Annotated in this window: 20 protein-coding genes and 1 tRNA gene; 6 read left to right on the top strand and 15 right to left on the bottom strand. The window is 34.1% G+C overall.

Features of this window, described 5'->3' with window-relative positions; genetic code table 11:
- Positions 1-448: 448 nt before the first annotated feature.
- Positions 449-2980: a DEAD/DEAH box helicase family protein gene (locus ACFPH8_RS05395; RefSeq protein WP_376859076.1), complete on the top strand. Its 2532-nt coding sequence runs from the start codon at positions 449-451 to the stop codon at positions 2978-2980.
- A 9-nt stretch (positions 2981-2989) separates the two neighbouring features.
- On the top strand, positions 2990-4906 hold the full coding sequence (locus tag ACFPH8_RS05390; RefSeq protein ID WP_376859074.1) for an N-6 DNA methylase: 1917 nt from the start codon (positions 2990-2992) through the stop codon (positions 4904-4906).
- 702 nt (positions 4907-5608) lie between these two features.
- Here ACFPH8_RS05390 and ACFPH8_RS05385 read toward each other — a convergent pair.
- The 7 genes from ACFPH8_RS05385 to ACFPH8_RS05355 form a co-directional block, all read right to left on the bottom strand.
- The gene (locus ACFPH8_RS05385) at positions 5609-6046 is read right to left on the bottom strand and encodes a hypothetical protein (protein ID WP_376859072.1); all 438 of its coding nucleotides are present in this window, start codon (positions 6044-6046) and stop codon (positions 5609-5611) included.
- 38 nt (positions 6047-6084) lie between these two features.
- Complete coding sequence (locus ACFPH8_RS05380; protein WP_376859070.1) at positions 6085-6777, bottom strand: hypothetical protein; 693 nt, start codon at positions 6775-6777, stop codon at positions 6085-6087.
- A 9-nt stretch (positions 6778-6786) separates the two neighbouring features.
- Positions 6787-8109: a tyrosine-type recombinase/integrase gene (locus ACFPH8_RS05375; RefSeq protein ID WP_376859068.1), complete on the bottom strand. Its 1323-nt coding sequence runs from the start codon at positions 8107-8109 to the stop codon at positions 6787-6789.
- Between the two features lie 55 nt (positions 8110-8164).
- Positions 8165-8237 (bottom strand) — tRNA-Met (locus ACFPH8_RS05370).
- Positions 8238-8356: 119 nt separating this feature from the next.
- Positions 8357-8539, bottom strand: coding sequence for a CPXCG motif-containing cysteine-rich protein (locus ACFPH8_RS05365; RefSeq protein ID WP_248397929.1), 183 nt, complete (start codon positions 8537-8539; stop codon positions 8357-8359).
- Positions 8540-8610: 71 nt separating this feature from the next.
- Positions 8611-9360: a leucine-rich repeat domain-containing protein gene (locus ACFPH8_RS05360; protein ID WP_376859066.1), complete on the bottom strand. Its 750-nt coding sequence runs from the start codon at positions 9358-9360 to the stop codon at positions 8611-8613.
- A gap of 113 nt (positions 9361-9473) precedes the next feature.
- Positions 9474-11381 (bottom strand): ABC-F family ATP-binding cassette domain-containing protein, encoded by a 1908-nt coding sequence (locus ACFPH8_RS05355; protein WP_376859064.1) that lies wholly within the window; start codon positions 11379-11381, stop codon positions 9474-9476.
- Positions 11382-11463: 82 nt separating this feature from the next.
- Here ACFPH8_RS05355 and ACFPH8_RS05350 point away from each other — a divergent pair, with 82 nt between their 5' ends.
- Complete coding sequence (locus ACFPH8_RS05350) at positions 11464-11844, top strand: DUF983 domain-containing protein (protein WP_248397923.1); 381 nt, start codon at positions 11464-11466, stop codon at positions 11842-11844.
- Here ACFPH8_RS05350 and ACFPH8_RS05345 read toward each other — a convergent pair.
- The 8 genes from ACFPH8_RS05345 to ACFPH8_RS05310 form a co-directional block, all read right to left on the bottom strand.
- Positions 11837-12880 carry an NAD(P)/FAD-dependent oxidoreductase gene (locus ACFPH8_RS05345; RefSeq protein ID WP_376859062.1) on the bottom strand — a complete coding sequence of 348 codons (1044 nt, stop codon included), beginning with the start codon at positions 12878-12880 and terminating at the stop codon, positions 11837-11839. The two genes, ACFPH8_RS05350 and ACFPH8_RS05345, sit on opposite strands and share 8 nt — an antisense overlap.
- A gap of 99 nt (positions 12881-12979) precedes the next feature.
- Positions 12980-13879, bottom strand: coding sequence for a type IX secretion system ring subunit PorN/GldN (gene porN, locus ACFPH8_RS05340; protein WP_376859060.1), 900 nt, complete (start codon positions 13877-13879; stop codon positions 12980-12982).
- Between the two features lie 50 nt (positions 13880-13929).
- On the bottom strand, positions 13930-15480 hold the full coding sequence (gene porM, locus ACFPH8_RS05335; RefSeq protein ID WP_376859058.1) for a type IX secretion system motor protein PorM/GldM: 1551 nt from the start codon (positions 15478-15480) through the stop codon (positions 13930-13932).
- Positions 15481-15531: 51 nt separating this feature from the next.
- Positions 15532-16176, bottom strand: coding sequence for a type IX secretion system motor protein PorL/GldL (gene porL / locus ACFPH8_RS05330; RefSeq protein ID WP_248397918.1), 645 nt, complete (start codon positions 16174-16176; stop codon positions 15532-15534).
- 60 nt (positions 16177-16236) lie between these two features.
- Complete coding sequence (porK, locus tag ACFPH8_RS05325) at positions 16237-17607, bottom strand: T9SS ring complex lipoprotein PorK/GldK (protein ID WP_376859112.1); 1371 nt, start codon at positions 17605-17607, stop codon at positions 16237-16239.
- 163 nt (positions 17608-17770) lie between these two features.
- Complete coding sequence (locus ACFPH8_RS05320; RefSeq protein WP_376859055.1) at positions 17771-18937, bottom strand: formimidoylglutamase; 1167 nt, start codon at positions 18935-18937, stop codon at positions 17771-17773.
- 9 nt (positions 18938-18946) lie between these two features.
- Positions 18947-21478 carry a type I DNA topoisomerase gene (gene topA, locus ACFPH8_RS05315; protein ID WP_376859053.1) on the bottom strand — a complete coding sequence of 844 codons (2532 nt, stop codon included), beginning with the start codon at positions 21476-21478 and terminating at the stop codon, positions 18947-18949.
- 159 nt (positions 21479-21637) lie between these two features.
- The gene (locus ACFPH8_RS05310; RefSeq protein WP_376859051.1) at positions 21638-21799 is read right to left on the bottom strand and encodes a hypothetical protein; all 162 of its coding nucleotides are present in this window, start codon (positions 21797-21799) and stop codon (positions 21638-21640) included.
- A gap of 151 nt (positions 21800-21950) precedes the next feature.
- Here ACFPH8_RS05310 and miaB point away from each other — a divergent pair, with 151 nt between their 5' ends.
- Genes miaB through ACFPH8_RS05295 form a run of 3 tightly spaced genes read left to right on the top strand, consistent with a single transcriptional unit; the run spans position 21951 to position 25237 of the window.
- Entirely contained in the window at positions 21951-23390 is a 1440-nt protein-coding gene (gene miaB / locus ACFPH8_RS05305) for a tRNA (N6-isopentenyl adenosine(37)-C2)-methylthiotransferase MiaB (protein ID WP_376859049.1), read from the top strand.
- A gap of 51 nt (positions 23391-23441) precedes the next feature.
- Positions 23442-24710: a sigma-54 interaction domain-containing protein gene (locus tag ACFPH8_RS05300; protein WP_376859047.1), complete on the top strand. Its 1269-nt coding sequence runs from the start codon at positions 23442-23444 to the stop codon at positions 24708-24710.
- A gap of 20 nt (positions 24711-24730) precedes the next feature.
- The gene (locus ACFPH8_RS05295) at positions 24731-25237 is read left to right on the top strand and encodes an LptE family protein (RefSeq protein ID WP_248397903.1); all 507 of its coding nucleotides are present in this window, start codon (positions 24731-24733) and stop codon (positions 25235-25237) included.
- The last annotated feature ends 1 nt before the right edge of the window (position 25238 follow it).

The following is a 25238-nucleotide window of genomic DNA, read 5'->3' as shown; positions in this document are numbered from 1 at the left end:
ATTTGTATAAATACTTTAAATCTAATACACTTTTAAGTTGTCGATAAAAGTTGTGCTTTGGTACACGTTCACTCAATAAAAATTCTGTAAATAACTTCTCCTGATATATCTTTTTGCCTTGCATATCCGTAAGTTAATGATTTTTATTGCAAGATTATAACCATTGTGGTAACTTTATCAACAGAGTTGTGCAACAGGCACAACGTATATAATCCATTGCTAGTACTAGCCTACTTACGAAAATCCTTGCGGATTTTCTGTTCGGTTTTTATTTGCTAAATTACGTGCTAAACCAACGCAACGCATCATATACAAAACCGTTGTACACAAGCTAAAAAAAACGCAAAGACAGCCGCATAAATAGCACATTTGTTTTTTTGCCAACGCAAATCCAATGCTAAAAAAAACAAAAGAGCTATTTTAGCCAACGCTCAACCGAATTAAAAGAATGAAAAATGAAGCTCACGCAAGAATAAAAATCAACCAACTGCTCGAAGAAGCGGAATGGAGGTTTTTTGACAATGAGCAAGGTTCTGCGAATATTCTGCTTGAAAATCACGTAAAAATAACTCAAACTGAAGTTGACGCTTGGGGAAACGATTTTGAAAAAGTAAAGTCTGGTTCTTTAGACTTTTTACTTGTTGACAGTAACAATAAACCAATTTGTGTTTTAGAAGCAAAAAAAGAAAGTCTTCATCCACTTGTTGCAAAAGAACAAGCTAGAAAATATGCGAAAACTGTAGGAGCTCAATTCATTATTCTGTCAAATGGAATTGTACATTTCCTTTGGAACCTAGAAAAAGGAAATCCAAAACCGATTTATAAATTTCCTTCACCAATCGAAATTGGAGCAATTAAAGAATGGAATCCTGACAGAACATCATTGGCAAACGAAGAAATCAAAGAAGATTTTATTGCAATCGTTCAAATGCCAGATTATGCAGAAAGACCTGAATGGAAAGGAAATCCGATTGACAGTAAAGACTTTGTTTGGAATAATGGTTTACGATTTTTAAGACATTACCAATTAAAGGCAATCCAAAAATTGCAAAAAGCTGTTGCAAATAAAAAAGACCGTTTTCTTTTTGAAATGGCAACTGGAACTGGAAAAACACTTACTGCTGCTGGAGTAATTCGACTATTTTTGAGAACCAAAAATGCAAGGCGTGTATTATTTCTCGTAGACAGATTAGAATTAGAAGACCAAGCTTGGAAAGCTTTCACTAACTATCTTAAACCTGATTACACAACATTCATTTATAAAGAACATAAAAGCGATTGGCATAAAGCAGATATAGTTGTTACAACTATTCAATCTCTAATGTTCGATAACAAATACAGATACGAATTTAAACCTACTGATTTTGACTTACTTATTTCAGATGAATCTCACCGTTCAATTTCTGGAAACGCAAGAGCAGTATTCGAATATTTTCACGGCTATAAATTAGGATTAACAGCAACACCAAAAGACTATTTAAAAAGTGTTGATATTGACAAAGTAAAAGAAAACGACCCAAGAGAAATTGAAAGACGTTTGTTAAGAGACACCTATGCAACCTTCGGTTGCGAAGGTGGTGACCCAACTTTTCGATATTCTTTATTAGATGGCGTGAAAGATGGTTTTCTTATCAATCCAAGAGTTTTAGATGCTAGAACAGAAATAACAACGCAATTGCTTTCTGATGAAGGCTATTCTGTTGCAATTGCAACAGAAGAAGGAGAAGAAACAGAAACTTTTATTTCAAGAGATTTTGAGAAAAAGTTTTTCTCTGAAAAAACGAATCGTGTTTTCTGTAAAACGTTTTTAGAAAACGCTTTGCGTGACCCAATCACAAAAGAAATTGGTAAAACAATCATTTTCGCTGTAAGTCAAAATCACGCAAGAAAAATCACTGAAATTCTAAATGACTTTGCAGAACAATTATATCCAAATAAATACAATTCAGATTTTGCAGTTCAAGTGACATCGCAAGTTGGTGATGCTCAACAAATGACTATCAACTTTACAAATAACAACCTTAATGGAAAATCATCTTGGTTAGAAGGTTATAAAACTGGAAAGACTAGAATTTGCGTAACAGTTGGAATGATGACAACAGGTTATGATTGTCCTGACTTGCTTAATTTATGTATGATGCGACCAATCTTTAGTCCTTCTGATTTTGTTCAAATAAAAGGTAGAGGAACTCGAAAACATACGTTTACACATACATTTAAAAACGAGCTTAACGAAGAAGAAATAATTAAGAAGGAAAAAGAAGTCTTTAAACTATTTGACTTCTTTGCCAATTGCGAATATTTCGAAGAAAAATTCGATTATGATGAAAAACTAAAACTTCCAAAACCAAAAAACGGAAACGCCGAAGGTGGAGGAGGTGGAATTGATATTGACAAATACAATAGTTTAAGACCTGACCCAATTTTAACGGTAAATGAAGAACAAATTGGATATGAAGGTATGCGAATTGACAGAGAACTTTTTAAAAAGTTCGAAGACCGCATCGCAATGGATGATATTATCAAAAAGAACGTAGAACTTGGAAATTGGGAACACGTTGTTAGCCATATTCAAGCAGAAATATTTGACAAACCAGAAGAATACTTCAATTTAGAAAAACTACGTAAAGCAGCCAAAATAGATAGAAAAGTTTCTATTCGTGAAGTTGTAGAAAAAATATTTGGTATTATTCCAAAGTTTAAATCAAAAGACGAGTTATTAGAAGAAGAATTTGACAAATTCATTTCTATTTATCCGCCAGAAGAAAACGACATTAATATTAGAGCTTTAAAGTACTTTTTCAAAGCCTATATTGTTGACCAAGACATTAGGAAAATAATTGAAACAAAAGATTTTCAAGCATTACAAACCAATCCTACATTGACCATTTCACAGTTTAAAGCAGTTGCAACAAAATACCGTGAAGTAATACCAGTGTACATTAAAGATTATATAAAATTAGAGCAGTTTGCTGCTTAATAGACACTTATGTTAGATACCATAACAAAAAAAAGAATTGACGATTGCCGTGACATTTTAGTAGGTAAACTTCCTGACCCAAAAGCACAGATAGAGCAGATAACCATAGGCTTAATTTACAAGTTTATGTATGATATGGATAAAGAAGCAATTGATTTGGGTGGAAAAGCAAAATTCTTTTCAGATTATACAATTCCTGACCCAAAAGATAAAAATAAGGCAATCACTATTCCTTTTTCAAACTATAGTTGGGATAGCCTTTTTGACACCAAAGTAACAGCATCAGAAATGCTGCGTTTATATTCAGAAGCTATTGAGGGTATGGAAAAAAACCCAAACATTCCTCAACTGTTTAGAGATATTTTCAATAATGCATATCTACCCTATCGTGACCCAGAAACCTTAAAGTTATTTTTAAAAACAATAGGAGAATTTGAATACACACACAGCGAAAAATTAGGAGACGCATTTGAGTATTTATTATCCGTAATGGGTTCTCAAGGTGATGCTGGGCAATTTAGAACACCAAGGCACATAATAGATTTTATTGTAAGCATTGTTGACCCAAAAATTACAGACACTATACTTGACCCTGCTTGTGGTACAGCTGGATTTTTAATTTCTGCTTATAATAATATTAAAGAAAAAAATAAAAAAGGATTAACACCTGAACAGCGTAAAAAACTAATTAAAAATATTATGGGTTATGATATTTCCCCTGATATGGTACGCTTGAGTTTGGTTAATCTGTATTTACACGGTTTTTCAGAACCTCACATTTTTGAGTACGACACATTAAGCAGCGAAGAACGTTGGAATGAGAATTTTGACGTGATATTAGCAAATCCGCCTTTTATGAGTCCCAAAGGAGGTATTAGACCTCATAAAAAATTCAGTATTCAAGCTAATAAAGCTGAAATATTATTTCTAGATTATATTATTGAACATTTAAGCGGAACAACTAAGGCCGGCATTATAATTCCAGAAGGTGTTTTACATAACAATTTCTCATCTTACAAATCAATAAGAGAAAAATTAATTAAAGAAAATTTACTTTGGGCAACTGTAGAGTTACCTCACGGTGTGTTCAAACCTTATGCTAGCGTAAAAACACACGTTCTTCTAATTGATAAAAACATTGCAAAAAATAAGAATGAAATTCTTTTTGTTCAAATAACAAGTGATGGTTTTACCCAAACTGGCTCAAGAAAACCAGTTTCTAAAAATGATTTACCTGAAGCTTTAGCATTAATTAATGAGTTTAAACTCAATACCAAAATTTCCAATCAAAAGGTTAAATATAATACGGTTACTAAAAAGGAAATATTAGAAGATAAAAGTTTAAGCCTAGTAGGAAGAAGATACAAGGCAGTTCACTTTGCAAATAATTCAAAATATCCAGCCAAAAAATTAAACAAATCTATAATCCGTGTTTTTAAAGGACTATCTGGAGCTCAAAGTACCGAAAGTGGTTCATACCCATTTATCGTTACTGCGAAAAAAATGAAGACCGCAAAAAATTACACTTTTGACTGTAAAGCTGTATGTATTCCAATAGTATCGTCTACAGGTCACGGTCACGCGAGTGTGCATCGACTTCAATATGTAGAAGGCAAATTTGCGTTAGCAAATATTATGTGTGGTATAGAAGTACTTGACGAAAATGTATTAAATCCGAAATTCTTATTTTACATATTATCAGCAATGAAGGATGAAATTATAGCTTCTTTAATGACTGGAACTTCCAACATTTCACTTGATATGGCAGATTTATACGATTTGGAAATACCTTTTCCAGATATCAATGTGCAGAATGATTTTGTTAAATCACAAGTTATTATAGAAAAGTTAGTTATAAAGAAAGAAAAAGAATGTGTCCTACACAAAGAAGAATTAATGAGCAATGGTGCCGAAATATGGCAATAGAATAGGATTTATCCAACGCTTAAAGCCATACACATTTGCAATTCGCACCAGCCAACGCTAAAGCCAAAAATTGCAAAAGAGTAAGTCTTTTGCCAACGCTAGCAAGTTTACGGAAAGAAAAAGCCAGTGTACAACAACGTGTATAAAACATAGCTAATATAGGCTTTCCGAGAGGTTTTTGTATATTTACAAAGTACGCCAAATTTTTTATTTGGTTATGTTTAGAAAAGAAAATTAAACATAAAAATAAAAAATTCGGCTCGTGCTAAATCCGAAAAGTTAGTGTCTTTTTATACGCTACGTTTCATACACAAGACCGTTATGTGCAATTCTGACCCGTCCTAAAATAAGGCTACATAATTAAAGATACACTAATAGTATTATCCAGCAAATAATAAGACACGCATGTAATAGCGTAAATTATTCAGGCTGGTTTACTATTTCGATTTTTTTTTTAAGAATTTTAAAATAGATAAATTGAGAAAATACTTTTATCAAAGTCTTATTTTAAAAATTTGTATCACAAACCTTTTTTAACAATTTGCAAGTTTATAAACGGTTTAGATCAGTTTTAAACATGAAATTGGGTTACATTTGACACCATGTGTAGTCAAAATCACAGGTCAAAATTAATTTTAGATTTTTGTGATAATTTTTTATCACGTTTTAATCACACCATTTATCACAAGTTTTCAAAAATATCTACGCTAATTTATTGAAGCTAAAAACCACCTCATTTCTTTCTAAATCAAAATATGCCCTTTCACCCTTATCATTTATTCGATAGTTTAAAACTGGCCTATATCTCCCACCTTGAATTGTCGTCTTTAAATTATCTAAATCTTGTTTCGTTACTGGTTTTTTATTTTTAGGTGTAAAAAAACTTATTATAGCACTTGATGCAGCATGACCTAGAGCTGCATTAGTTATGTCAGGCAGATTGACTTTTGGTGTATCTTTTTGAGGTTTCGTTATGGTTTCCTTTGTAGTATTTTCTATTGTTTGTAGTTGCTTTAATTTTTTCTTGGCATTAAAATGGGCTACTCGACAAGATGCGGTGCAGAACTTTTGCTTCCCTCTTTTCGTTGGTTTGTATTCCTTAAAACAATAGTTACAAGTATAATTATATGAATTTTGCATGTTTTAGCGTTAATGTTACGTAATATTTACGTTAAAAACTATAGTTTTACACTAAAAACAGTTTCTAAAAGAAATTTTTCTGCTTCTTCTGCTGTAATGAGCACCTGCTTTTCTTTCCTTTTCTTGCTTTTGTTTTTAGCCTTTTGTAGGTTATCATGTATATTTCCAGATTTCTGTTCTGAATCACTCATGAAATCACGCATAGCAATCACTTCCTTTGAACTTAAGTCCACTTCTGCGAAATGATTTTTTACATGTTCTGGTACCGAAAAGTGCTCCTGAATATAATCCCAATGGCTATTAAATGCTAATTTCTGAATTTCAAACGATTTTAGGGTTTCACCATTAATAGCTGGAATATCTAATTTCACATGTTCTAACATCCAACTGGATACTTTTTTGTAAAATGCGACGCTTAATGAATATCTTTCAGATAAGAAACTGAAGGCTTCAGTTGTTAATTGAGCTTTCAAATCTAATAATTCATAGATATTCTTATCCAAAGCTGAACCTTTACTCATCATATGATAATTGGATGTATCATTATTCAATACATGATTACTTCCATCTTCATGCATAAGCACAACTGTGTCGAATATAGGGTCAAATTCCTTATCCAGCCACTTACCATCATCCAAATCTGCCCAAAGCTTTCTCGGAATGTAAAAAATAAGTGGCTTATATAAGCTATTTATTAAAGCACTGTGTTTGTCTTTTAAAGGTTTCTCCACGTTACAAAATTAGGATTTTATTAATTCTGAATAATCTTCTGGAAACTCGGCATCAATGTCCCTTAAATATTTTTCAAGAGCTTTCATTGAGGAATGCCCTGTGATTTGCATCAGTTTACTTTTGGCTTCAAACGGTGATGAATCTTTTACTAACTCCCGATACAATTTGGTAATATAAGTATGCCTAAAACTATACAAACCATAGTCCTCTCCTAATTTAAATGGGTCTTTTACAACGCGCTTAAACCGTTTAGAAAAGTAATCCCGCTTATTACTTAATTCGGATTCCCAAACACCACCGATGCCATCTGGTGTAAACAAACTATGTTTTTTGTTTAGTTTGGACAAATCAGGTAAATCCTGAAGTAGCAAATCAGGTATTATTTTCGTTTTTAAAGGACTATTCTTCGCTTTAAATTGAATCCGCTTGTTCTTGATGTCTAAATCGCCTACTTGCAGTCTACAGACCTCTATAGGTCTTAAAAAATTATATGAAATGAATTTAATGAATAGTAGTAATGTTTTATCGGTCTTCTCTAAATGCTCAAAGATGTCTTTTTGCTCTTCGGAAGAATACGTTTTGTTACGTTGTGGGATAGATTTTAAAACAGGAATCTTTTTGATAAAATTAGAAGCAATAATATCATTGTCTTCTAAAGCTTGCATAATACTACTTAAATCCGTTCTGTAATTATTCCGATTCCTTGGACTGGTTTGGTCTAAAATATGATTTAAAAAATCCATTACCATCTTTTTATCAATATCGGTAATACATTCCGATTCGGGATACTGCTTCTCAACCCATAGCAGGAAGTTTTTCAAACGGTTTTCATAACTGCGTCTGGTAGTATCACTAATAAGTTTTTCCTTGAATTTTAAGCCCTTTTTAAAAGCGTCTTGATAGGAAATAACTGGTTCTTGTGATTTAGTTTCTGTTTCAGGCAATGCAACTTCCTTCGTTTCTTTTATATTTGTTTCTGATTGTGGAAGCTGTTTTTTCTCTTCACGCTCTTGATAAAGTTGGTTGTTATCTTCAAAAGGATTGAATCCTTCCTTTAATAAACTTAACAGTTTAATTCTATAAACACTCAAAACAGCGAGTCGGTCTTCTTTGGTATTATATCTATTAGCTATTCCATAGACATTTTTCATCCGCTCGAGCATGCCCGTTTCAGGATTTCGAAAGGAATAATAGACGTGCCAGCGTTTACTTAAATCGCCGTTGGCTGAATAAATTTTTGGGGCTGAAAATTTTTTCTTTTTTGACAAACTGTGTTCTAAAACGTGTTCATTTCCGTGTTCTTTCGCAAGATAAGAATTTAAATTAAACATAAAAAAAATGGTTTTGCGTGAACAAAACCATTGATTTTAAACAGATAACATTTAGTAGCGGGAACTGGACTCGAACCAGTGACCTTCGGGTTATGAGCCCGACGAGCTACCTACTGCTCTATCCCGCGATTTAATTTCCAAGTACGTTGTTTAGCTTTTAACTTACCGGTTCATAATGCCGATTCAACCATTTTGGACTGCAAAGATACAATGCTTTTTAAATATAACAAGCAGAATTTAAAAAAAATTATTGCTCAATGTTTTCTGCACGAAAACTAACCAAGTTTTGCCCCTCAAATTGCACCGATATTTGAATGGGATTACAGCAGACCTCACAGTCCTCAATATATTGCTGCTCAGATTGTGAGCTATCTAATAACATTGAAATAGACTCCCAACAATATGGGCATTGAAACTCGTGTTCTTCCATAAAATTAAAATACAAAAAAAAGAGGTTATTAAAAAATAACCTCTTTATTAAAATAATTCTTGTACGTTTCCTTAATCGTTGTCTGTAATAACAGATCCTGAATTTAAGTCCATCATGTTTGGATTGTTACCGTTAATAACGCTAATGTACTCCTGGTTTAATTTGTTGTCGCTTACCATAAATGTTTTTAATTTGGGGAAATAAGATAATTCAAATGGTACGTCTCCTGTTAATAGATTATTAGCTAAAACAATTTCTTCTAATTGTGTTAATGCCATAATTTCAGCAGGAATCTCACCACTAATCTTATTATCGATTAAACTTAATTTTACTAAATTACTCATAGCACTAATTTCTGTAGGTATCGTGCCGGTTAACTTATTACTGCCTAATTCTAATATGCGTAGGTTTGATAACTTACTAATATTAGTAGGTATAGACCCATCTAGAATATTCATAGATAAGTTTAATGTTTCTAATTTGTTTAAATTTCCTATTGATGAAGGAATGGAACCTGATAGCTTGTTTAAACCGAAATTTAAATGCTTCAAATTAACCAAATTTCCTATTTCTTGGGGAAGTGTTCCTTGTAAGTTATTGAATTCTAAATTTAAATCTACAACTTGGTTGTTTTTAACCGTTACGCCATACCAACTTTCCATAGGAGATGATAAGTCCCAAGCATGTGTCCATTGACTTCCGTTTGTAGAATTATAAAGTGCTACAAGCGCAGCTTTCTCCGTATTTGTAACGTTAGCCCATGACAAGGCTGTTACAAACAAACATAAAATTGATAGTTTAATAGCTTTCATAGCTTTCATAAGTGATAAATTTGGAATCAAATCTTGAACAATATTAAGTCGAATATAGATTAAAAACAAATTTATTCGATGAAATGCACGTTTTGTTAAGATTTTAAACCCAAAATCACAAATTAATCCAAAGCGTCTAAAGATTCTTGAACCTGCTCCCAGTCATGCATTAAACTTTCTAATTTATCTTTTTTACTTTGATAACTTTCGAAAAAGTCCGGATTAGAAACCACTTCATCATAATTTGTGGCGAGCTCCACATCAATTTCTTTTATCGTTTTTTCTAATTGTTGAATTTTAGATTCAATATTACTCAACCTATTATTAAGCGATTTAAATTTCTTCTGGTATTCGTAACTTTCTTTATTGCTTTCTTTAGGCGCTTGTTTTTCTACATCACGTTTTTCCACCTCACGCAGATTTTCAACATTACGTTGTTGGAGGTAGAAATCAATATTTCCGAGATATTCTTTTATTTTATGATCTTTAAATTCATAAACCGTATCGGTTAAATCTTGGAGAAAATCTCTATCGTGCGATACTAGAATTAATGTTCCTTCAAATTGTTTTAGGGCATCCTTTAACACGTTTTTAGATTTGATATCCAAATGATTCGTTGGCTCATCCATAACCAATACATTAAAAGGCTGCAATAATAATTTGGCTAGTGCCAACCGGTTTCGTTCACCTCCAGATAATACACGAACATACTTATCTACTTCATCACCGCGGAATAAAAAAGATCCTAGAATATCACGAACGCGACTTCTATTTTTCTCATTGGCCGCATCAATCATAATATCTAAAACCGTTTTATTACCATCTAAATATTCAGCTTGGTTTTGTGCGAAATAACCTATTTGAACATTGTGACCGAGTTTTAAACTGCCTTCATGCTTTAATTCGCCCACAATAATTTTAGCTAAGGTGGATTTTCCTTGACCATTTTGTCCAACAAACGCCGTTTTAATATCGCGAGCAATATGCAAATCGATATCTTTTAAAACGGTTAAATCGCCATATTTTTTAGTGATATTATTTGCTTCAATCACCACTTTCCCAGGAACAATAGACACCGGGAATTTAAGCGTCATGACGCTGTTGTCATCTTCATCAACCTCAATCCTATCCATTCGGTCCAACTTCTTGATTAAGGATTGTGCCATGGTAGCTTTAGATGCTTTAGCACGAAACTTTTCAATTAGCTTTTCGGTTTGTTCAATTTCCTTTTGCTGATTTTTTTGTGTGGCTAATTGTTGCTCTTTTATTTCCTTTCGCAATACTAAAAACTTGGAATATGGCTTGTTGTAATCGTAGATTCTTCCTAATGAAATTTCAATTGTTCGGTTCGTCACATTATCTAAAAACATTTTATCGTGTGATACAATTACCACAGCACCGGAATAGCCTGTTAAAAAGCCTTCCAGCCAGATAATAGATTCAATATCCAAGTGGTTGGTAGGCTCATCCAGAAGCAGCAAATCATTGTTTTGCAATAAAAGCTTGGCTAACTCAATTCGCATACGCCAACCTCCAGAAAAGGTATCCGTTAATTTATTAAAATCCTCACGCTTAAATCCTAAACCTTGAAGTATTTTCTCGGTTTCGCCTTGGTAGTTATAACCACCTAAAATTTCATATTGGTGTTGCATATCATTTACATCCACCATGAGTTGATGATAGCCATCACTTTCATAATCGGTACGTGTTGCCAATTGGGTGTTTATATCATCAAGCTTTGCTTCAACTTCCTTAATTTCTTTAAAAGCTTCGTAGGACTCTTCCAGAACGGTTCGTCCTAATTCAAAATCGATATCCTGTTTTAAAAATCCGATTCGTAAGTTTTTATCGGCTGCCAATTGGCCAGAATCCGGCTCCATTTCTTTTGCTAAAATTTTTAGCATGGTCGATTTTCCTGCGCCATTTTTCCCAATGAGACCAATACGATCGCCTGCGGTTATTTTGAAGGTAATTTCTTCAAAGAGATAATCGCCTTGAAAGGAAACAGAAAGGTTGTGAATATTGAGCATTTTGTTACAATTGTTACTAAACTATATTAAATAATTGGCTAATTTTGTGTTTCTTATAAAGTGCAAAAGTAAACTAATAAAAATGATAACAAAAGGAACGAAGCTTTATAGCATTTTTACAGGTGCTTGCCCTAAGTGCCATCAGGAATCCATGTACGTTAATAAAAACCCGTACGTACTATCTGAAGTACAAAAAATGCATGAAAACTGCGTTCATTGTGGCTTTAAATTTCATATTGAACCCTCATTTTTTTACGGATCAATGTATGTGAGTTATGCCGTTGGCATTGCTTTTGCCGTGGCTGCTTTTGTAATTAGTTATCTTTTTCTAGGTTCCGGATTAATGACGGCCTTTATTGCCATAGTGGGAACATTAATTGTTTTCTCGCCAATAATCATGCGTATTTCTCGAAACATCTGGATAAACATGTTTGTAGATTACGATAAGGAAAAAGCTAAATAGTATATCTGCCTATTGCAATTTCTGGGTTTAATGGTTGCTTGTTTTCTATAAAGTTAAAAAGTTGCTTTGCGGCATAAGGCGAAATCATTACCCCTCTAGAGCCCAATCCGTTTAACACATGTAGATTTTTATGACTTGCATGCGTACCTACCAATGGTCTTCTGTCATTTACTGTTGGCCGAACACCCGCTTTATGGCTCACCACTTCAAAAGGTGCTTTTAAAAATGTTTTCAGTTTACTACTTAATTCCGCCTTCCCGTCTTCTGTAGGATTGTTTGTTTTATCAAATCGACTATAGGTGGCACCAACATAATAATCTTCATCTGAATTTGGCATAATAAAAACACTAGATTTTATGGCATAATCTATTTTCAAACCGGGAACATTTATGGTTAAAACCTCTCCTTTGGTTCCATTTACTGGTAAGTAGTTAAAAAACGGATTTTGTTTTAATCCAAACCCTTCGCAAAACACAATGTGATTGGCTTCATGGTTTTTATACTGAAGCGTCTCGGCCTCTATTTGTAAGGCTTCATATTGAAAGCCATCCGTTACTATTTGTGAATGGCTTTTTAGATAGGTCCTATAATTCGAAATCAAAACGGTTGTATCCACACGTCCAGCTTCAAAAACTTCACCTAAATTATATGGAGCATCAATTTGTGGACTTTTATTAGGTACTAAAGTCGTTGACAAATACGGTTCCAAGTTTGGCTTATCTGAAGCTGTAAACCAGATATTCTGTTCTTCGATAGATGCAAAACGTCTATATAATTTGAGTTTATAATCGAGTTTAACGTTCAATAGGCGCTCTAGTTCCTTATAATATGGTTGGGCTAAAGCCAATTGCTCCTTTGCCATCCAAACCTCAGTAAAACGCTTTAAAATAACCGGATTATACATACCAGCAGCAACCAAAGACGCTTGTTGGGAATTATTATCAAACACCAAAAGGGATTTGTTGGCTTTACGTAATTGCTCACAAAAGGCAACACCAGCTAAACCCAGACCTACTATAAAATAATCTACTTTCATATATGCAAAGGTACTGTGCTTTTCGGATTATTAATATCATAAAAACAAAAAACGCTCACTTAAAAAGGTGAGCGTTTTAATATTCTTAATATGTAAGGCTTAGTAAGACCACATATCTAATTCAAAGTTTCTAATCTTCTCTTTAATGCGCTCGGATTCTAATAACTGCATTAATGCATTTTCAGAAATATACTCGGTTACCTTACGGTCTCCATATACGTTTTCTTCTTTGTAAATATAGCCGTTAAAACGTCTAGAGTTTAACAAATGATCAAATGAATATGGCACTGAGCTGTTTTCATTATTAAATGCTTTAGCTTCGTGTAAAATTTCACGTGCATCTGGGAAAAATACCCAAAACAATGGAATAGGTTCTTTGTTTGCCTCATCATCCGAATCAATAAAGTTAACATCTGGTGCTGCAGGTGCAATACCAATTAAACGATATTTTAATTCAGCTTGACGCTTATCAAAGTACCAAAGTCCTTTTATTAAATAGGCGCTTACATCATACGATGTTATATCACGTTTGGTAATATACTCCGGAGAAACAAATCCATCCGCATTGTATTGGTCGTAACCAATATCTAACGTATCTACTTTAGACATACTAGCACGTAAATCATTAATAGTACGTTCTGCTGTAAAGTATGAATCGTCATAAACGGTAGCAATGTTTCCATTTTTAACGTTTTTCCAAAGTACATCAAATAATGAACGTCTGTGCTTGCCTATGTTGTTTGTATCTACAGGGTAGTACAACGGAAAGTTTACACGCTCATCAAGAACAACGCGTTCCCATGTCATTTTAGAAAACAGAATGTCTCTATCATCCACATAACCATATTCCAATGGTTTATCATTATCCACTGCTTTTTGAGCTTCTGTGCGCACACCAATTTCCTCTGGCGATTTTGCACTCAACAAGTTTGCCTGTGCAAAAGAAGCTGTCACAAAAGACACTCCTAAAACGGTTAATAAAAAACTTTTATAATTCATCTGTTTTAATTTTAATTATTTGGGCTTATCATCAGATGTTAAAACCAATATTAATTTGTTAATTCAACAATTACTGGAGATACACCTTTTAACTTATAAGATGAGTTTCCTTTAATTTGTGCTGAAATATCGAAAATTGATATTTGGTCTCCACGTCTTGCCTTACGTAAGGCATTTTTAGCTTGACTATTTAATTTTGTTCCACTAACATTTACAGATGGCTGTCCAGGTACTTTTACCTTAAATGATGTTACTTGAATTGGTAATTCAAAGTCAAAATCATCCAATAACGCACCAATGGTTGAAATTTCAACACTGTTACGAGGTAATTTTACAATACCTGTTTGACCACTAATTGATCCTGTTGGTTTTGGAATATCTTTAATTCTAAAAGTTGCTCTATCACTAACCTTTGATCCATCAGGTAAAGTTCCTGATACATTAATGGCTACTTCACGACCAGAACCTGGATTCATAACGTATTTACCAACTCCTGAAGCCTTACTTAAACCAGCTGCATTTGCAGATACATTATTATCCGATACACCAGCGAAAGAAATAGTCATTGGGTTTGCAACACCACGATAAACAACGTTCATCTTATCAGCAGAAATAGTTGCTGAATTTGGTTTTGGTACTACTGCATACGTAGATTGCACAGGAATAGAGATAATAGAATCACCTTCTTTAAATTGAAATTCACCAGTAATTTCTCTTTCTCCAACAGCACCTGCCGGGAAGTCTAAAATTGTCTTACCAGCTTGCATAGACTCTTTAGATAATTCTTGACCGTTGATAATTACTTTATCCGCTTGAAGCGTATTATCCTTTTTACCTAATATAATAGTTCCTGTAAAGTTTTCTCCTGAAAAGAAAGCTGTTTTACTTGGTACTACAATAGCATCAAAGTTTGTTAAAGAGGCTTCAACTTTTAATTTACCAGCTAACATAGACGATAACACTTCAGATTCTGTTGTTTTAACGTCTGCTTGTAATTGGGTCATTTTAGTTAAAGAGGCTACTAAAGGAAATCCTCTGTAGTGGTAGCTTAACCAATCAATTTTGTTACCATCTCTATTTACTACTGGCTCCGTAGAAAACTTTTCTTCCACATCTTCAGCAATATCAGCTAAATCAGGGTTTGTGTTTAATACAGCAACAACACCATCTCTATAGGCGTTTATTTTATCCATGAACTCTTGACCTTCTGGCTTCAACTTTTCGCCTTTAAAGAAGTAGTTGTCTAAAAAGTCACCTTTATCCATAACTTCGTAATCTTGAGGGTCATCAACAGTTGCTGTCATTTGTCCTTTTAAATCACTTAAGTATGAGTTGAAATCGTTTGATAATGCATCAATTTGATCAGCTTGCGCTTTCAATGGTTGATATTTAGCTGGTTGTTCGCTAACTTTTTCAGCTAACCCAGTCATAAACGCTTGATTTCTATCCGTAGTTGCTTCGTTTGATTCGACTAATTTTTCGTTCATTAAGCCAAATGCCGAAAGCACTTCTTTTGACATATTCAATGCTAACATTGCAATGAAGATTAAATACATCAAGTTAATCATTTTCTGCCTTGCAGATAATTTTCCTCCTGCCATTTCTAATTTAGTTTTTTGTTAATTAGTTAAAATTGATACTACTAAACTTAATTAGTTTTTATTCATTGCAGATAACATACCTCCATAAACACCGTTTAATGATGATAAGTTAGATGCTAATGATTGCATTTGTTCTTTTAATTTTTGTGCATTTTCAACAGACTCTTCGTTGATGGTTGCTTGACGATTAACGCTTTCTAATTGAACTTTATACAAGCTGTTTAATGATTCCATTTGTGCAGCAGCTAAAGATAATTCTTCACCATACTTTTTAGTAGCAGCAATTGAATCTACGGTTGGAGCAATTCCTTTTGCAGCACCTTCAAAGTTTTTAATACTGTTTCCTAAAGAAGCCATTAACTCACCGTCAATTTTAGCATCTTTTAATAAATTATCTAATTTTTGAGATAATAATCCTTCAGCATCTTTTGGTTGTTCTTTCTTTTTAGTTGTTGCCATACCTCCAGCTAATTCAGGATATACTAATGACCAGTCTAAATCATTATCTACTGGTTCAAAGGCAGAAAGTGCGAAAATTATTGCTTCAGTAACTAAACCAATTGTTAACATCACGTTACCTGTTAATGGACCGATTTCAAAGTGAATAATTTTGAATAATGCACCAATAATAACAATAGATGCACCTAATCCGTAAGCCATTGCCATAAATTTCTTAAATCCTCTTGATTGTGCCATAATTTTTAATTTTTAGTTTAGTTAAATTTAGTTTATAGTTTAGTTTAATTTTTTGTTTAATTAGTTTAGAGAATTTAAGGTTACATCCGTACCTAAATAATCTTGAACGGTTCTGAAACCAATATAGCTACGTGCAGAATCTGCATACTCATAGTCTCTTGAACTTACTTGTAAATAATACGCGACATCTTTCCAAGATCCACCACGTACTACTTTCCGGTTATTATTAATATCATTTACACTAGGGTTGATACTTGAAACATACTCATAAGAAGATGGATCGTAAGAAGCATGTACCCATTCTGAAACGTTTCCAGCCATATTGTATAGATTGTAATCGTTTGCTTCGTAAGATTTTGCTTCTACAGTATATAATGCTTGATCGGCAGCATAATCACCACGTAATGGTTTAAAGTTTGCCATAAAGCAACCTCTATCATTTTTAGTGTAAGGTCCACCCCAAGGAAAGGTTGCCGCTTGTAAGCCACCGCGTGCAGCATACTCCCATTCCGCTTCTGATGGTAAACGGTATTTTGGTACATTATGTTGCTTTTTACCTTTTCTGTATGAATTATGATATAAGGTACGCCATTCACAGAACGCATTAGCTTGTTTCCAAGACACACCTACAACTGGATAATCATCATAAGCAGCATGCCAGAAATAATCATTATGCATTGGCTCATTATAAGAGTATGCAAAATCACGAATCCAAGCCGTTGTATCTGGATAAATTTCTACAGCTTCTGTAATTAAGAATTCCGAACGCTTTTTACCTTTATTATGCATTTTGGCAGCTTTCTCGATATCCATATATGTATACTGGAATTTAAATTTCTTTACATCCCAAGTACGTTGACCATTATAAGATTCTTCTATTGGCAAATACATGGTATCCATAACTTCTGCATACAACTCATCAATATAAGCAGCTGTATCAAATTCAATATCGATATCATTGTTTAACTTTCTACCTTCGTAGCCTGTTGGACCTAAACCAGCATAATTATCATACATGTATTTTTCGTACACAGACATATTTTCTGGATCTGCATCTACAAATGCATAATCTCCAATAGTACCAGCGTCAGCTTGAGTTAAACCTTCTTCATCGGCTAAAATAGCTAAACGTGTTCTGATTGTTGAATCACGTACCCAGTTAACAAACTTCTTATACTCGCTGTTTGTAATTTCGGTAGCATCCATATAATAGGAACGAACGGTTACCGTTTTGGCTGGTGCATCATTAACTCCAGCAAGATCGTCGTCTGCTTTACCCATTATAAAAGCACCACCTGGAACTAATTCCATTCCATAAGGTTTTTCGGGATGCCATTTTTTTCCTTTAACTCCTACAAGCTGACCTCTGTCTCCAGATCCACAGCTAGTTAGCACAGCTAAAATTGCGGTTAATAACATTAATTTTTTCATATCCATAGAAAACTCGAGGTTAATTATTTCGGTCTTAAAAATTTTAAGAGCGTAAACATATTTATATAATTTGTAAAAAACAACTTTTTTTTCCTAAAATTACTCGTTTCATCGTAAAAAAATGCATCTCATCGATAAAATACCACCTTAAAACGTTAAAGTTTTATACACAATTCTTTTGAAACGCCTTGTACCAGCGTTCTGGTACATTATTATTGCAGGCATTCTGATAATCTTGGTGCGTACAAGGTAATAACGTATGTCTTTTCAATTTATTATTTATTTCTTCTAAAAAAGGAATTTCAATCCACCAACGCCCAGATTTCATACTTTTATAAAAAATAAGCTCTTGGTGGTCGACCAAGGTAATGAATTTTTGGTAGTTATGATCTAATGAAAAATCATCGTCTTTCACCCTATAATTAACACCTTCTATAAAATACCACAACATTTGAGCTATTAAACCAGAGGTTAAATCGTCAATACTAGACGGTTTGTACTCAAAAATTCCAAATGTTGTTACTTTATTACTAATTCCGGCATAACGTGAAATTGCGCAAATTTCTTTTCCATCAAAACCATTTGGTGATGCTTGTTGCCTGGAGCCAACTTCCGATCCTTTTACAGACCCTAAATCAACACTCACTATATTGGCATCCCGTAAGGCTGGCTCCACAAGTGTAATATCATTAGACACAGACCCTAATCGGTAAGACTCAAAATAAAGCTTATCCATTAAGTCTATTTCTTCTTGCGAATTAAAATAGGTTTGGTAACCTATAGTTGCGTAATTGAATAAGTTATACGGTTCATCTAATATAATCTTTCCAACAAAGCTATTGTTTTTAATTGGCTTGGTTGAATCGCCTAAATCGAATTTAGAATCTACGTTGGCAATATTCACCATTGGCATCAACGCATCATAAGCACGATAGATAGGATAGGTTAAATCCTGACTTCCACCAAGGATAATTGGTATAATACCTTTGGGAATCAATAGAGCAACGGCAGTTTTTACGGCATAATAGGTATCTTCTATAGATTCTCCTTTATGAATATCGCCTAAATCGGCAATTGTAGTATGCCAATTTCCAGGAAAAAGAGCGTAAAGTGATTTTCTAATTTCGTTTAAATTAAAATCTTCACCTATATAATTAATATCATTCCGGTTTTCCAAAACGCCAATGATGGCTATTTGCACACCATCTAAATCTGGAATCCCACTTTGAGCAGAATGAATACGCAATTTTCTTCCAAGCGCTTGTGTTGACAATAATTCATTATGAGCTACAACACTATCGGGAACGGGAGTCAGAAAACTAAAATTCATTAGCTACTATTACTTTTTAGTCGTGTTTTTTTTCTTGGCTACTTTTTTGGCTGTCGCCTTCTTGGCAGGCGCCTTCTTTTTGGCTGCCTTTTTCTTGGGTGCATTTTTTTCTAGAATTGCTTGTGCCTCTTCTAACGTCATTTCACTAACATCATGTGTTTTTGGTAATTCAATTTTAGTTTTACCTTTTATAATGTTATGTCTGCCCCAACGTGCTTTTTCAACACGGATACCAGCATCTTCCCAATTATGGATAACCTTATCTATTTCTTTTTGAATTTTATCTTCAATTAAAGTTACAATATCATCATCCGATAAATTATCCCAATCATATTTTTTATTTACGTTAATAAACATATCGTTCCATTTTATAAAAGGACCAAAACGCCCTTTTCCTTTCTGAACCGGTAAATCTTTATACATATATATAGGAGCATCTGCTTTTTGCTTCTCTTTAATAAGAACAATAGCATCATCCAACTCTACGCTTAATGGATCTGTACCTCTTGGCAAGGACACAAACTGATCGCCAAACTTAACATACGGTCCATAACGACCGTTGTTTACCTCAACAGGTAATTTTTCGTATTCACCTAAAGATTTAGGAAGCTGAAATAAATCCATAGCTTCTTCATAGGTAATGGTATTTAATTGTTGCTCGGGAGACAGGCTTGCAAACTGTGGTTTCTCTTCATCATCTACGGTTCCAATTTGAACCATAGGTCCAAACTTCCCTAAACGCACACTTACCTGCTTTCCTGTTTCTGGGTCTTTTCCTAATATACGTTCGCCAGATTCCCGATCTGCATTCTCCTGGACATCAACAACAACTGGATGAAAGTCTTTATAGAAATCCTTCATCATTTTTTTCCAATCTACTTTACCTTCAGCAATTTCATCAAAATCCTCTTCCACTTTAGCGGTAAAATTGTAGTCTAAAATAGTTTCAAAATGATTCACTAGGAAATCAGTTACAATCATACCAATATCTGTTGGTACTAATTTCCCTTTGTCTGAACCTACTTTTTCAGAAAGTAATTTATCCTTAACTGCTCCATCTTGCAATGTTAATACCGTGTACTCACGTTCCACACCATCAATAGTTCCTTTTTCTACATAATTTCTGTTCTGAATGGTAGAAATTGTTGGCGCATAGGTGGACGGACGACCAATACCGAGTTCTTCTAGCTTTTTAACCAAAGACGCTTCAGTATAGCGCGCTGGTGGTCTAGTATACCGTTCGGTTGCGGTAATATAATTATTAAGCAAGGTTTCGTTCACCTTCATGGCTGGCAACATACCATCTTGCTCTTCATCTTCATCATCGGTGCCTTCTAAATATACTTTTAGAAAACCTTCAAAGGTAATTACCTCACCATTTGCAGTAAAATTTTCGTTGTGTGTGGAGGCGTCTATTTTTAAATTGGTACGCTCTAATTCCGCATCGCTCATTTGTGATGCAATAGCGCGTTTCCATATTAAATCATATAATCTCGCTTGGTCGCGATCGATATTTACAGAATGATTTGCAAAATCTGTTGGACGAATAGCCTCATGTGCTTCTTGTGCGCCTTTAGATTTTCCTTTATACGTACGTGGTTTACTGAATTTAGAACCATAAGCACTTTCAATTTCTGCTTTGGCACCTTTTCGGGCCTCATCAGAAAGGTTGACACTATCGGTTCTCATATAGGTTATTAAACCGGCTTCATATAAGCGTTGTGCCATAGTCATGGTTTTACTTACAGAAAAGTATAATTTACGTGCTGCTTCCTGTTGTAATGTGGATGTTGTAAATGGTGCTGCTGGCGATTTTTTTGCTGGCTTTTTTTGTAAATCACCAATTTTGAATGTCGCTTTAGCATTTTTTTCTAAAAAGGCTTGTGCTTCTTTTTTAGATGAAAAATTCTTCGGAAGTTTTGCTTTGAAGGTTTGACCATCTTCATTTGAAAACTCCGCATCAATTCTATAAGATGCCACCGGATTAAATCCTTGTATATCACGTTCACGCTCTACAATGAGTCTCACTGAAACCGATTGCACACGTCCCGCGGACAAACCACCTTTTACTTTTCGCCATAAAACAGGCGATAACTCATAACCTACTATTCTATCTAAAACACGACGAGCTTGTTGTGCATCCACTAAATCGTAGTCAATTCCACGTGGATTTTCAATGGCTTTTTGAATAGCGGTTTTTGTAATTTCGTGAAAAACAATCCGTTTTGTTTTCTCTTTATCTAAATTTAAAGACTCGGCTAAATGCCATGCAATTGCCTCACCCTCGCGATCCTCATCACTTGCTAGCCAAACTATATCGGCTTTTTTTGCTAAATCTTTCAGTTTTTTTACTACTGCTTTTTTATCTTTAGAAACCTCATAAACAGGTTTAAAATCGCCTTCAACATCAACACCTAATTCCTTGGAAGGTAAATCAGCTATATGTCCAAAACTGGATTCTACTTTAAAATCTTTTCCTAAAAATTTTTCAATTGTTTTCGCCTTGGCTGGCGACTCAACAATAACTAAATTCTTTGCCATTTCATGTTTTTTAAGGCTACAAATGTATATGAAAAAAAGTACATGTTCCTAATTTTTAAAAAATCCTATGCTTTATTTTATCACTACTACCAATAAAAAACCTGTATTTAAACAATTTTAAATACAGGTATTAAATATAAAATTAAATGTTTTTACAATTTACGATACAATATGATTGGTTGGTACTTCATCTTCAAAACCAATTACATTTTTATAAACTAAATACATAGGATGGTATACAAACGGTGCTGTAACTAAAATACCTATACCGCACATTAGCATACCAACAATTTGTGCTAAAAGTGAATTCATTGTGTTCATAAGTGGTTAATTAGTTAGTGATAGATTTCAAATTACGGTTAATTATATAGCATGCGCAAAATTATTTTTTATTATATGACACTTTGTCACAGTGTAAAAAATAATTGTAACTTTGCATACTTATTGACTGAACCTCATTTCAGATGCATTTATGGAGAAGATTATAGACGAATCAAAACAAGGTGAAACCCTTATACTAGAAGCCAAAGAATCCAATACACGCAAACTTTTTATTGAAAGTTACGGCTGTGCTATGAATTTTAGCGATAGCGAAATTGTGGCTTCCATTCTTACCAACGAAGGGTTTAACACAACCCAAAAGCTAGAAGAAGCTGATTTGGTTTTAGTAAACACCTGTTCAATTCGTGACAAAGCTGAACAAACCATTCGTAAGCGTTTAGAAAAATACAATGCCGTAAAAAAAATAAACCCCAAAATGAAAGTAGGGGTTTTAGGCTGTATGGCAGAACGTTTGAAAAGTAAATTTTTAGATGAAGAAAAAATTGTAGATCTCGTTGTTGGCCCAGATGCTTATAAAGATTTGCCCAATCTGCTTTCTGAAGTGGAAGCTGGTCGTGACGCCATAAACGTCATACTCTCTAAAGATGAAACCTACGGTGATATTTCTCCAGTACGTTTAAACACGAATGGTGTTACGGCATTTGTTTCCATTACGCGTGGCTGCGATAATATGTGTACATTTTGCGTTGTTCCTTTTACTCGAGGTCGTGAACGTAGTCGAGATCCTCAAAGTATTATGGAGGAAATAAACGATTTATGGAGCAAAGGGTATAAAGAAATTACACTTCTAGGTCAGAATGTAGACAGTTATTTATGGTATGGCGGCGGACTGAAAAAAGATTTTGAAAAAGCAAGTGACATGCAAAAAGCAACAGCTATCAATTTCTCGAAATTATTAGAACAATGTGCCCAAGCACAACCTAAAATGCGCATACGTTTCTCTACATCTAACCCGCAAGACATGACTTTGGATGTTGTAGAAACCATGGCAAAATATAAAAACATCTGTAACCATATTCATTTACCAATACAAAGTGGTAGCAACCGCATTTTAAAGGAAATGAACAGGCAGCATACACGTGAAGAATATATGGATCTCATTACCAATATAAAACGTATTCTCCCAAATTGCGCTATAAGTCAAGATATGATTGCAGGTTTCCCAACAGAAACAGAAGCCGATCATCAAGATACGTTGAGCTTAATGGAATTTGTTCAATACGATTTTGGTTTTATGTATGCCTATTCAGAAAGACCAGGAACCATGGCTGGTAGAAATATGAAAGATGATGTTCCAGAAGCCACAAAAAAACGTCGTTTACAAGAAATTATTGATGTGCAACGTGCTAATGGTCATAAAAAAACATTGGCAAATTTAGGCCAAATCCATGAAGTGTTGATTGAAAAAGAATCGAAAAAATCCGATTTAGACTGGTCTGGACGAACCTCACAAAATACAGTTGTAGTTTTTCCGAAAGAATATTATAAAGTAGGCGAATTTGTAAACGTAAAAATAATAGACTGTACCACAGCAACACTCATTGGCGAGGCTGTTGGGTATTCAGAATAAAAAGGAGCTATTAATAATTAATAAGATTCCTGCCTTCGCAGGAAATTAGATATGGAATCAGTACAAGCAACCAAACAGCGTTTCGGCATAATTGGAAACGACCCAACACTTAATCGCGCCATTGAAAAAGCTATTCAAGTAGCACCAACAGATATTTCGGTTCTAGTAACTGGTGAATCTGGTGTGGGTAAAGAAAGTATTCCTAAAATTATCCATTCCCTATCTCACAGAAAACACGGTAAATATATTGCCGTAAACTGTGGTGCCATTCCAGAAGGCACAATTGACAGTGAACTTTTCGGCCATGAAAAAGGTGCTTTTACAGGTGCTACAGCCACTCGAAATGGTTATTTTGAAGTAGCCGATGGTGGCACCATTTTTTTAGATGAAGTTGGTGAATTACCACTAACAACCCAGGTACGTTTATTACGAGTTTTAGAAAATGGCGAATTTATAAAAGTAGGTTCCAGTAAAGTACAAAAAACCAATGTGCGCATTGTTGCAGCTACAAACGTTAATATGTTTGACGCAATTAAAAAAGAAAAATTCCGGGAAGATTTATACTACCGCTTAAGTACAGTTGAAATCAATTTACCACCGCTACGAAACCGAAAAGAGGATATTCATTTATTATTTAGAAAGTTTGCTAGTGATTTTGCTTTAAAATATAAAATGCCAACCATCAAATTATCCGATGAAGCTGTCGCTATATTATTAAAGTTTCGCTGGAATGGAAATATTAGACAGTTGCGCAATGTTGCCGAACAAATTTCCGTTTTAGAACAAACTAGGGAAATTTCGGCAGACACGTTGAGACATTATTTACCTTCAGAAAGCTCACAATTACCCGCTGTAATTAGTAATACAAAATCGGAAAGCGATTTTAGTAGCGAACGTGAAATTCTATATAAAGTGCTTTTTGACATGAAAAGTGATTTAAACGATTTAAAGAAACTCACCATGGAACTAATGAAAACTGGAAATGCTTCAGAAGTTCAGAAGAAAAATGAGAGCCTTATCGATAAAATTTATGGCGAAGTAGATGATGACACGCAGGAGGCTTATGAAGATTTAGAAGTACTTTCCATTCCTGAAAAACCAAGTGACACCTATTCTGATGAACCTATTGAAACAGCAACAGACAAATATCATTTTGCTGAAGAAATTGAAGAAGAAGAAACGCTGTCCTTACATGATAAGGAATTAGAACTCATAAAAAAATCGTTGGAACGCCATGGCGGAAAGCGTAAATTAGCAGCTGCCGAATTAGGCATTAGCGAACGGACATTATATAGAAAAATTAAACAATACGACCTGTAATTGGTTTTAAAAATTAATTTATGAAAATCATAAAAATAGTTTTATCAGCTATCGTTTTAATCACCTTTTTGGGTTGTGGCGCCTATTCGTTTACAGGAGCCTCCATTGCTCCCGATGTTAAAACATTTCAAGTCAATTATTTTCAAAATAATGCTATTTTAGTAGAACCTGGTTTAGATCGGGACTTTACGAATGCTTTAACCGATTTATTAATAAATCAAACCAATTTAGATTTAGTAAAGTCTAGTGGTGATTTGGTTTACGAAGGAGAGATTACAGAATATCGTATTTCGCCTACTACAGCAACAGCCAATAACACAGCCGCTCAAAACCGATTGAATGTTACGGTAAATGTTCGTTTTTACAATATGAAAAACGAAGAAGATAATTTAGAGCAACGCTTCTCATTCTTTTATGATTATGCTGGAGCAGCATTATTAACAGGTTCTCAAAAAGACACCGCTTTAGCTGAAATATTCGAGCGTTTAACACAAGATATTTTTAATGCAACATTAGCAAAATGGTAAT

The sequence above is a fragment of the Bizionia hallyeonensis genome, assembly GCF_042657385.1.
Taxonomy (GTDB): domain Bacteria; phylum Bacteroidota; class Bacteroidia; order Flavobacteriales; family Flavobacteriaceae; genus Algorimicrobium; species Algorimicrobium hallyeonense.
The sequence above is the reverse complement of the archived record's forward strand: the minus strand, read 5'-3'. Positions and strand labels throughout refer to the sequence as shown.

What these genes read in the sequence shown, in the direction of transcription:
- ACFPH8_RS05360 (WP_376859066.1), bottom strand. Translation starts at nt 9,360, where the DNA reads ATGAAAGCTATGAAAGCTATTAAACTATCAATTTTATGTTTGTTTGTA.
- porM (WP_376859058.1), bottom strand. Translation starts at nt 15,480, where the DNA reads ATGGCAGGAGGAAAATTATCTGCAAGGCAGAAAATGATTAACTTGATG.
- ACFPH8_RS05355 (WP_376859064.1), bottom strand. Translation starts at nt 11,381, where the DNA reads ATGCTCAATATTCACAACCTTTCTGTTTCCTTTCAAGGCGATTATCTC.
- ACFPH8_RS05390 (WP_376859074.1), top strand. Translation starts at nt 2,990, where the DNA reads ATGTTAGATACCATAACAAAAAAAAGAATTGACGATTGCCGTGACATT.
- ACFPH8_RS05345 (WP_376859062.1), bottom strand. Translation starts at nt 12,880, where the DNA reads ATGAAAGTAGATTATTTTATAGTAGGTCTGGGTTTAGCTGGTGTTGCC.
- ACFPH8_RS05320 (WP_376859055.1), bottom strand. Translation starts at nt 18,937, where the DNA reads ATGAATTTTAGTTTTCTGACTCCCGTTCCCGATAGTGTTGTAGCTCAT.
- ACFPH8_RS05350 (WP_248397923.1), top strand. Translation starts at nt 11,464, where the DNA reads ATGATAACAAAAGGAACGAAGCTTTATAGCATTTTTACAGGTGCTTGC.
- porL (WP_248397918.1), bottom strand. Translation starts at nt 16,176, where the DNA reads ATGGCACAATCAAGAGGATTTAAGAAATTTATGGCAATGGCTTACGGA.
- ACFPH8_RS05300 (WP_376859047.1), top strand. Translation starts at nt 23,442, where the DNA reads ATGGAATCAGTACAAGCAACCAAACAGCGTTTCGGCATAATTGGAAAC.
- topA (WP_376859053.1), bottom strand. Translation starts at nt 21,478, where the DNA reads ATGGCAAAGAATTTAGTTATTGTTGAGTCGCCAGCCAAGGCGAAAACA.
- ACFPH8_RS05310 (WP_376859051.1), bottom strand. Translation starts at nt 21,799, where the DNA reads ATGAACACAATGAATTCACTTTTAGCACAAATTGTTGGTATGCTAATG.
- ACFPH8_RS05295 (WP_248397903.1), top strand. Translation starts at nt 24,731, where the DNA reads ATGAAAATCATAAAAATAGTTTTATCAGCTATCGTTTTAATCACCTTT.
- ACFPH8_RS05385 (WP_376859072.1), bottom strand. Translation starts at nt 6,046, where the DNA reads ATGCAAAATTCATATAATTATACTTGTAACTATTGTTTTAAGGAATAC.
- ACFPH8_RS05395 (WP_376859076.1), top strand. Translation starts at nt 449, where the DNA reads ATGAAAAATGAAGCTCACGCAAGAATAAAAATCAACCAACTGCTCGAA.
- ACFPH8_RS05365 (WP_248397929.1), bottom strand. Translation starts at nt 8,539, where the DNA reads ATGGAAGAACACGAGTTTCAATGCCCATATTGTTGGGAGTCTATTTCA.
- miaB (WP_376859049.1), top strand. Translation starts at nt 21,951, where the DNA reads ATGGAGAAGATTATAGACGAATCAAAACAAGGTGAAACCCTTATACTA.
- porK (WP_376859112.1), bottom strand. Translation starts at nt 17,607, where the DNA reads ATGAAAAAATTAATGTTATTAACCGCAATTTTAGCTGTGCTAACTAGC.
- ACFPH8_RS05375 (WP_376859068.1), bottom strand. Translation starts at nt 8,109, where the DNA reads ATGTTTAATTTAAATTCTTATCTTGCGAAAGAACACGGAAATGAACAC.
- porN (WP_376859060.1), bottom strand. Translation starts at nt 13,879, where the DNA reads ATGAATTATAAAAGTTTTTTATTAACCGTTTTAGGAGTGTCTTTTGTG.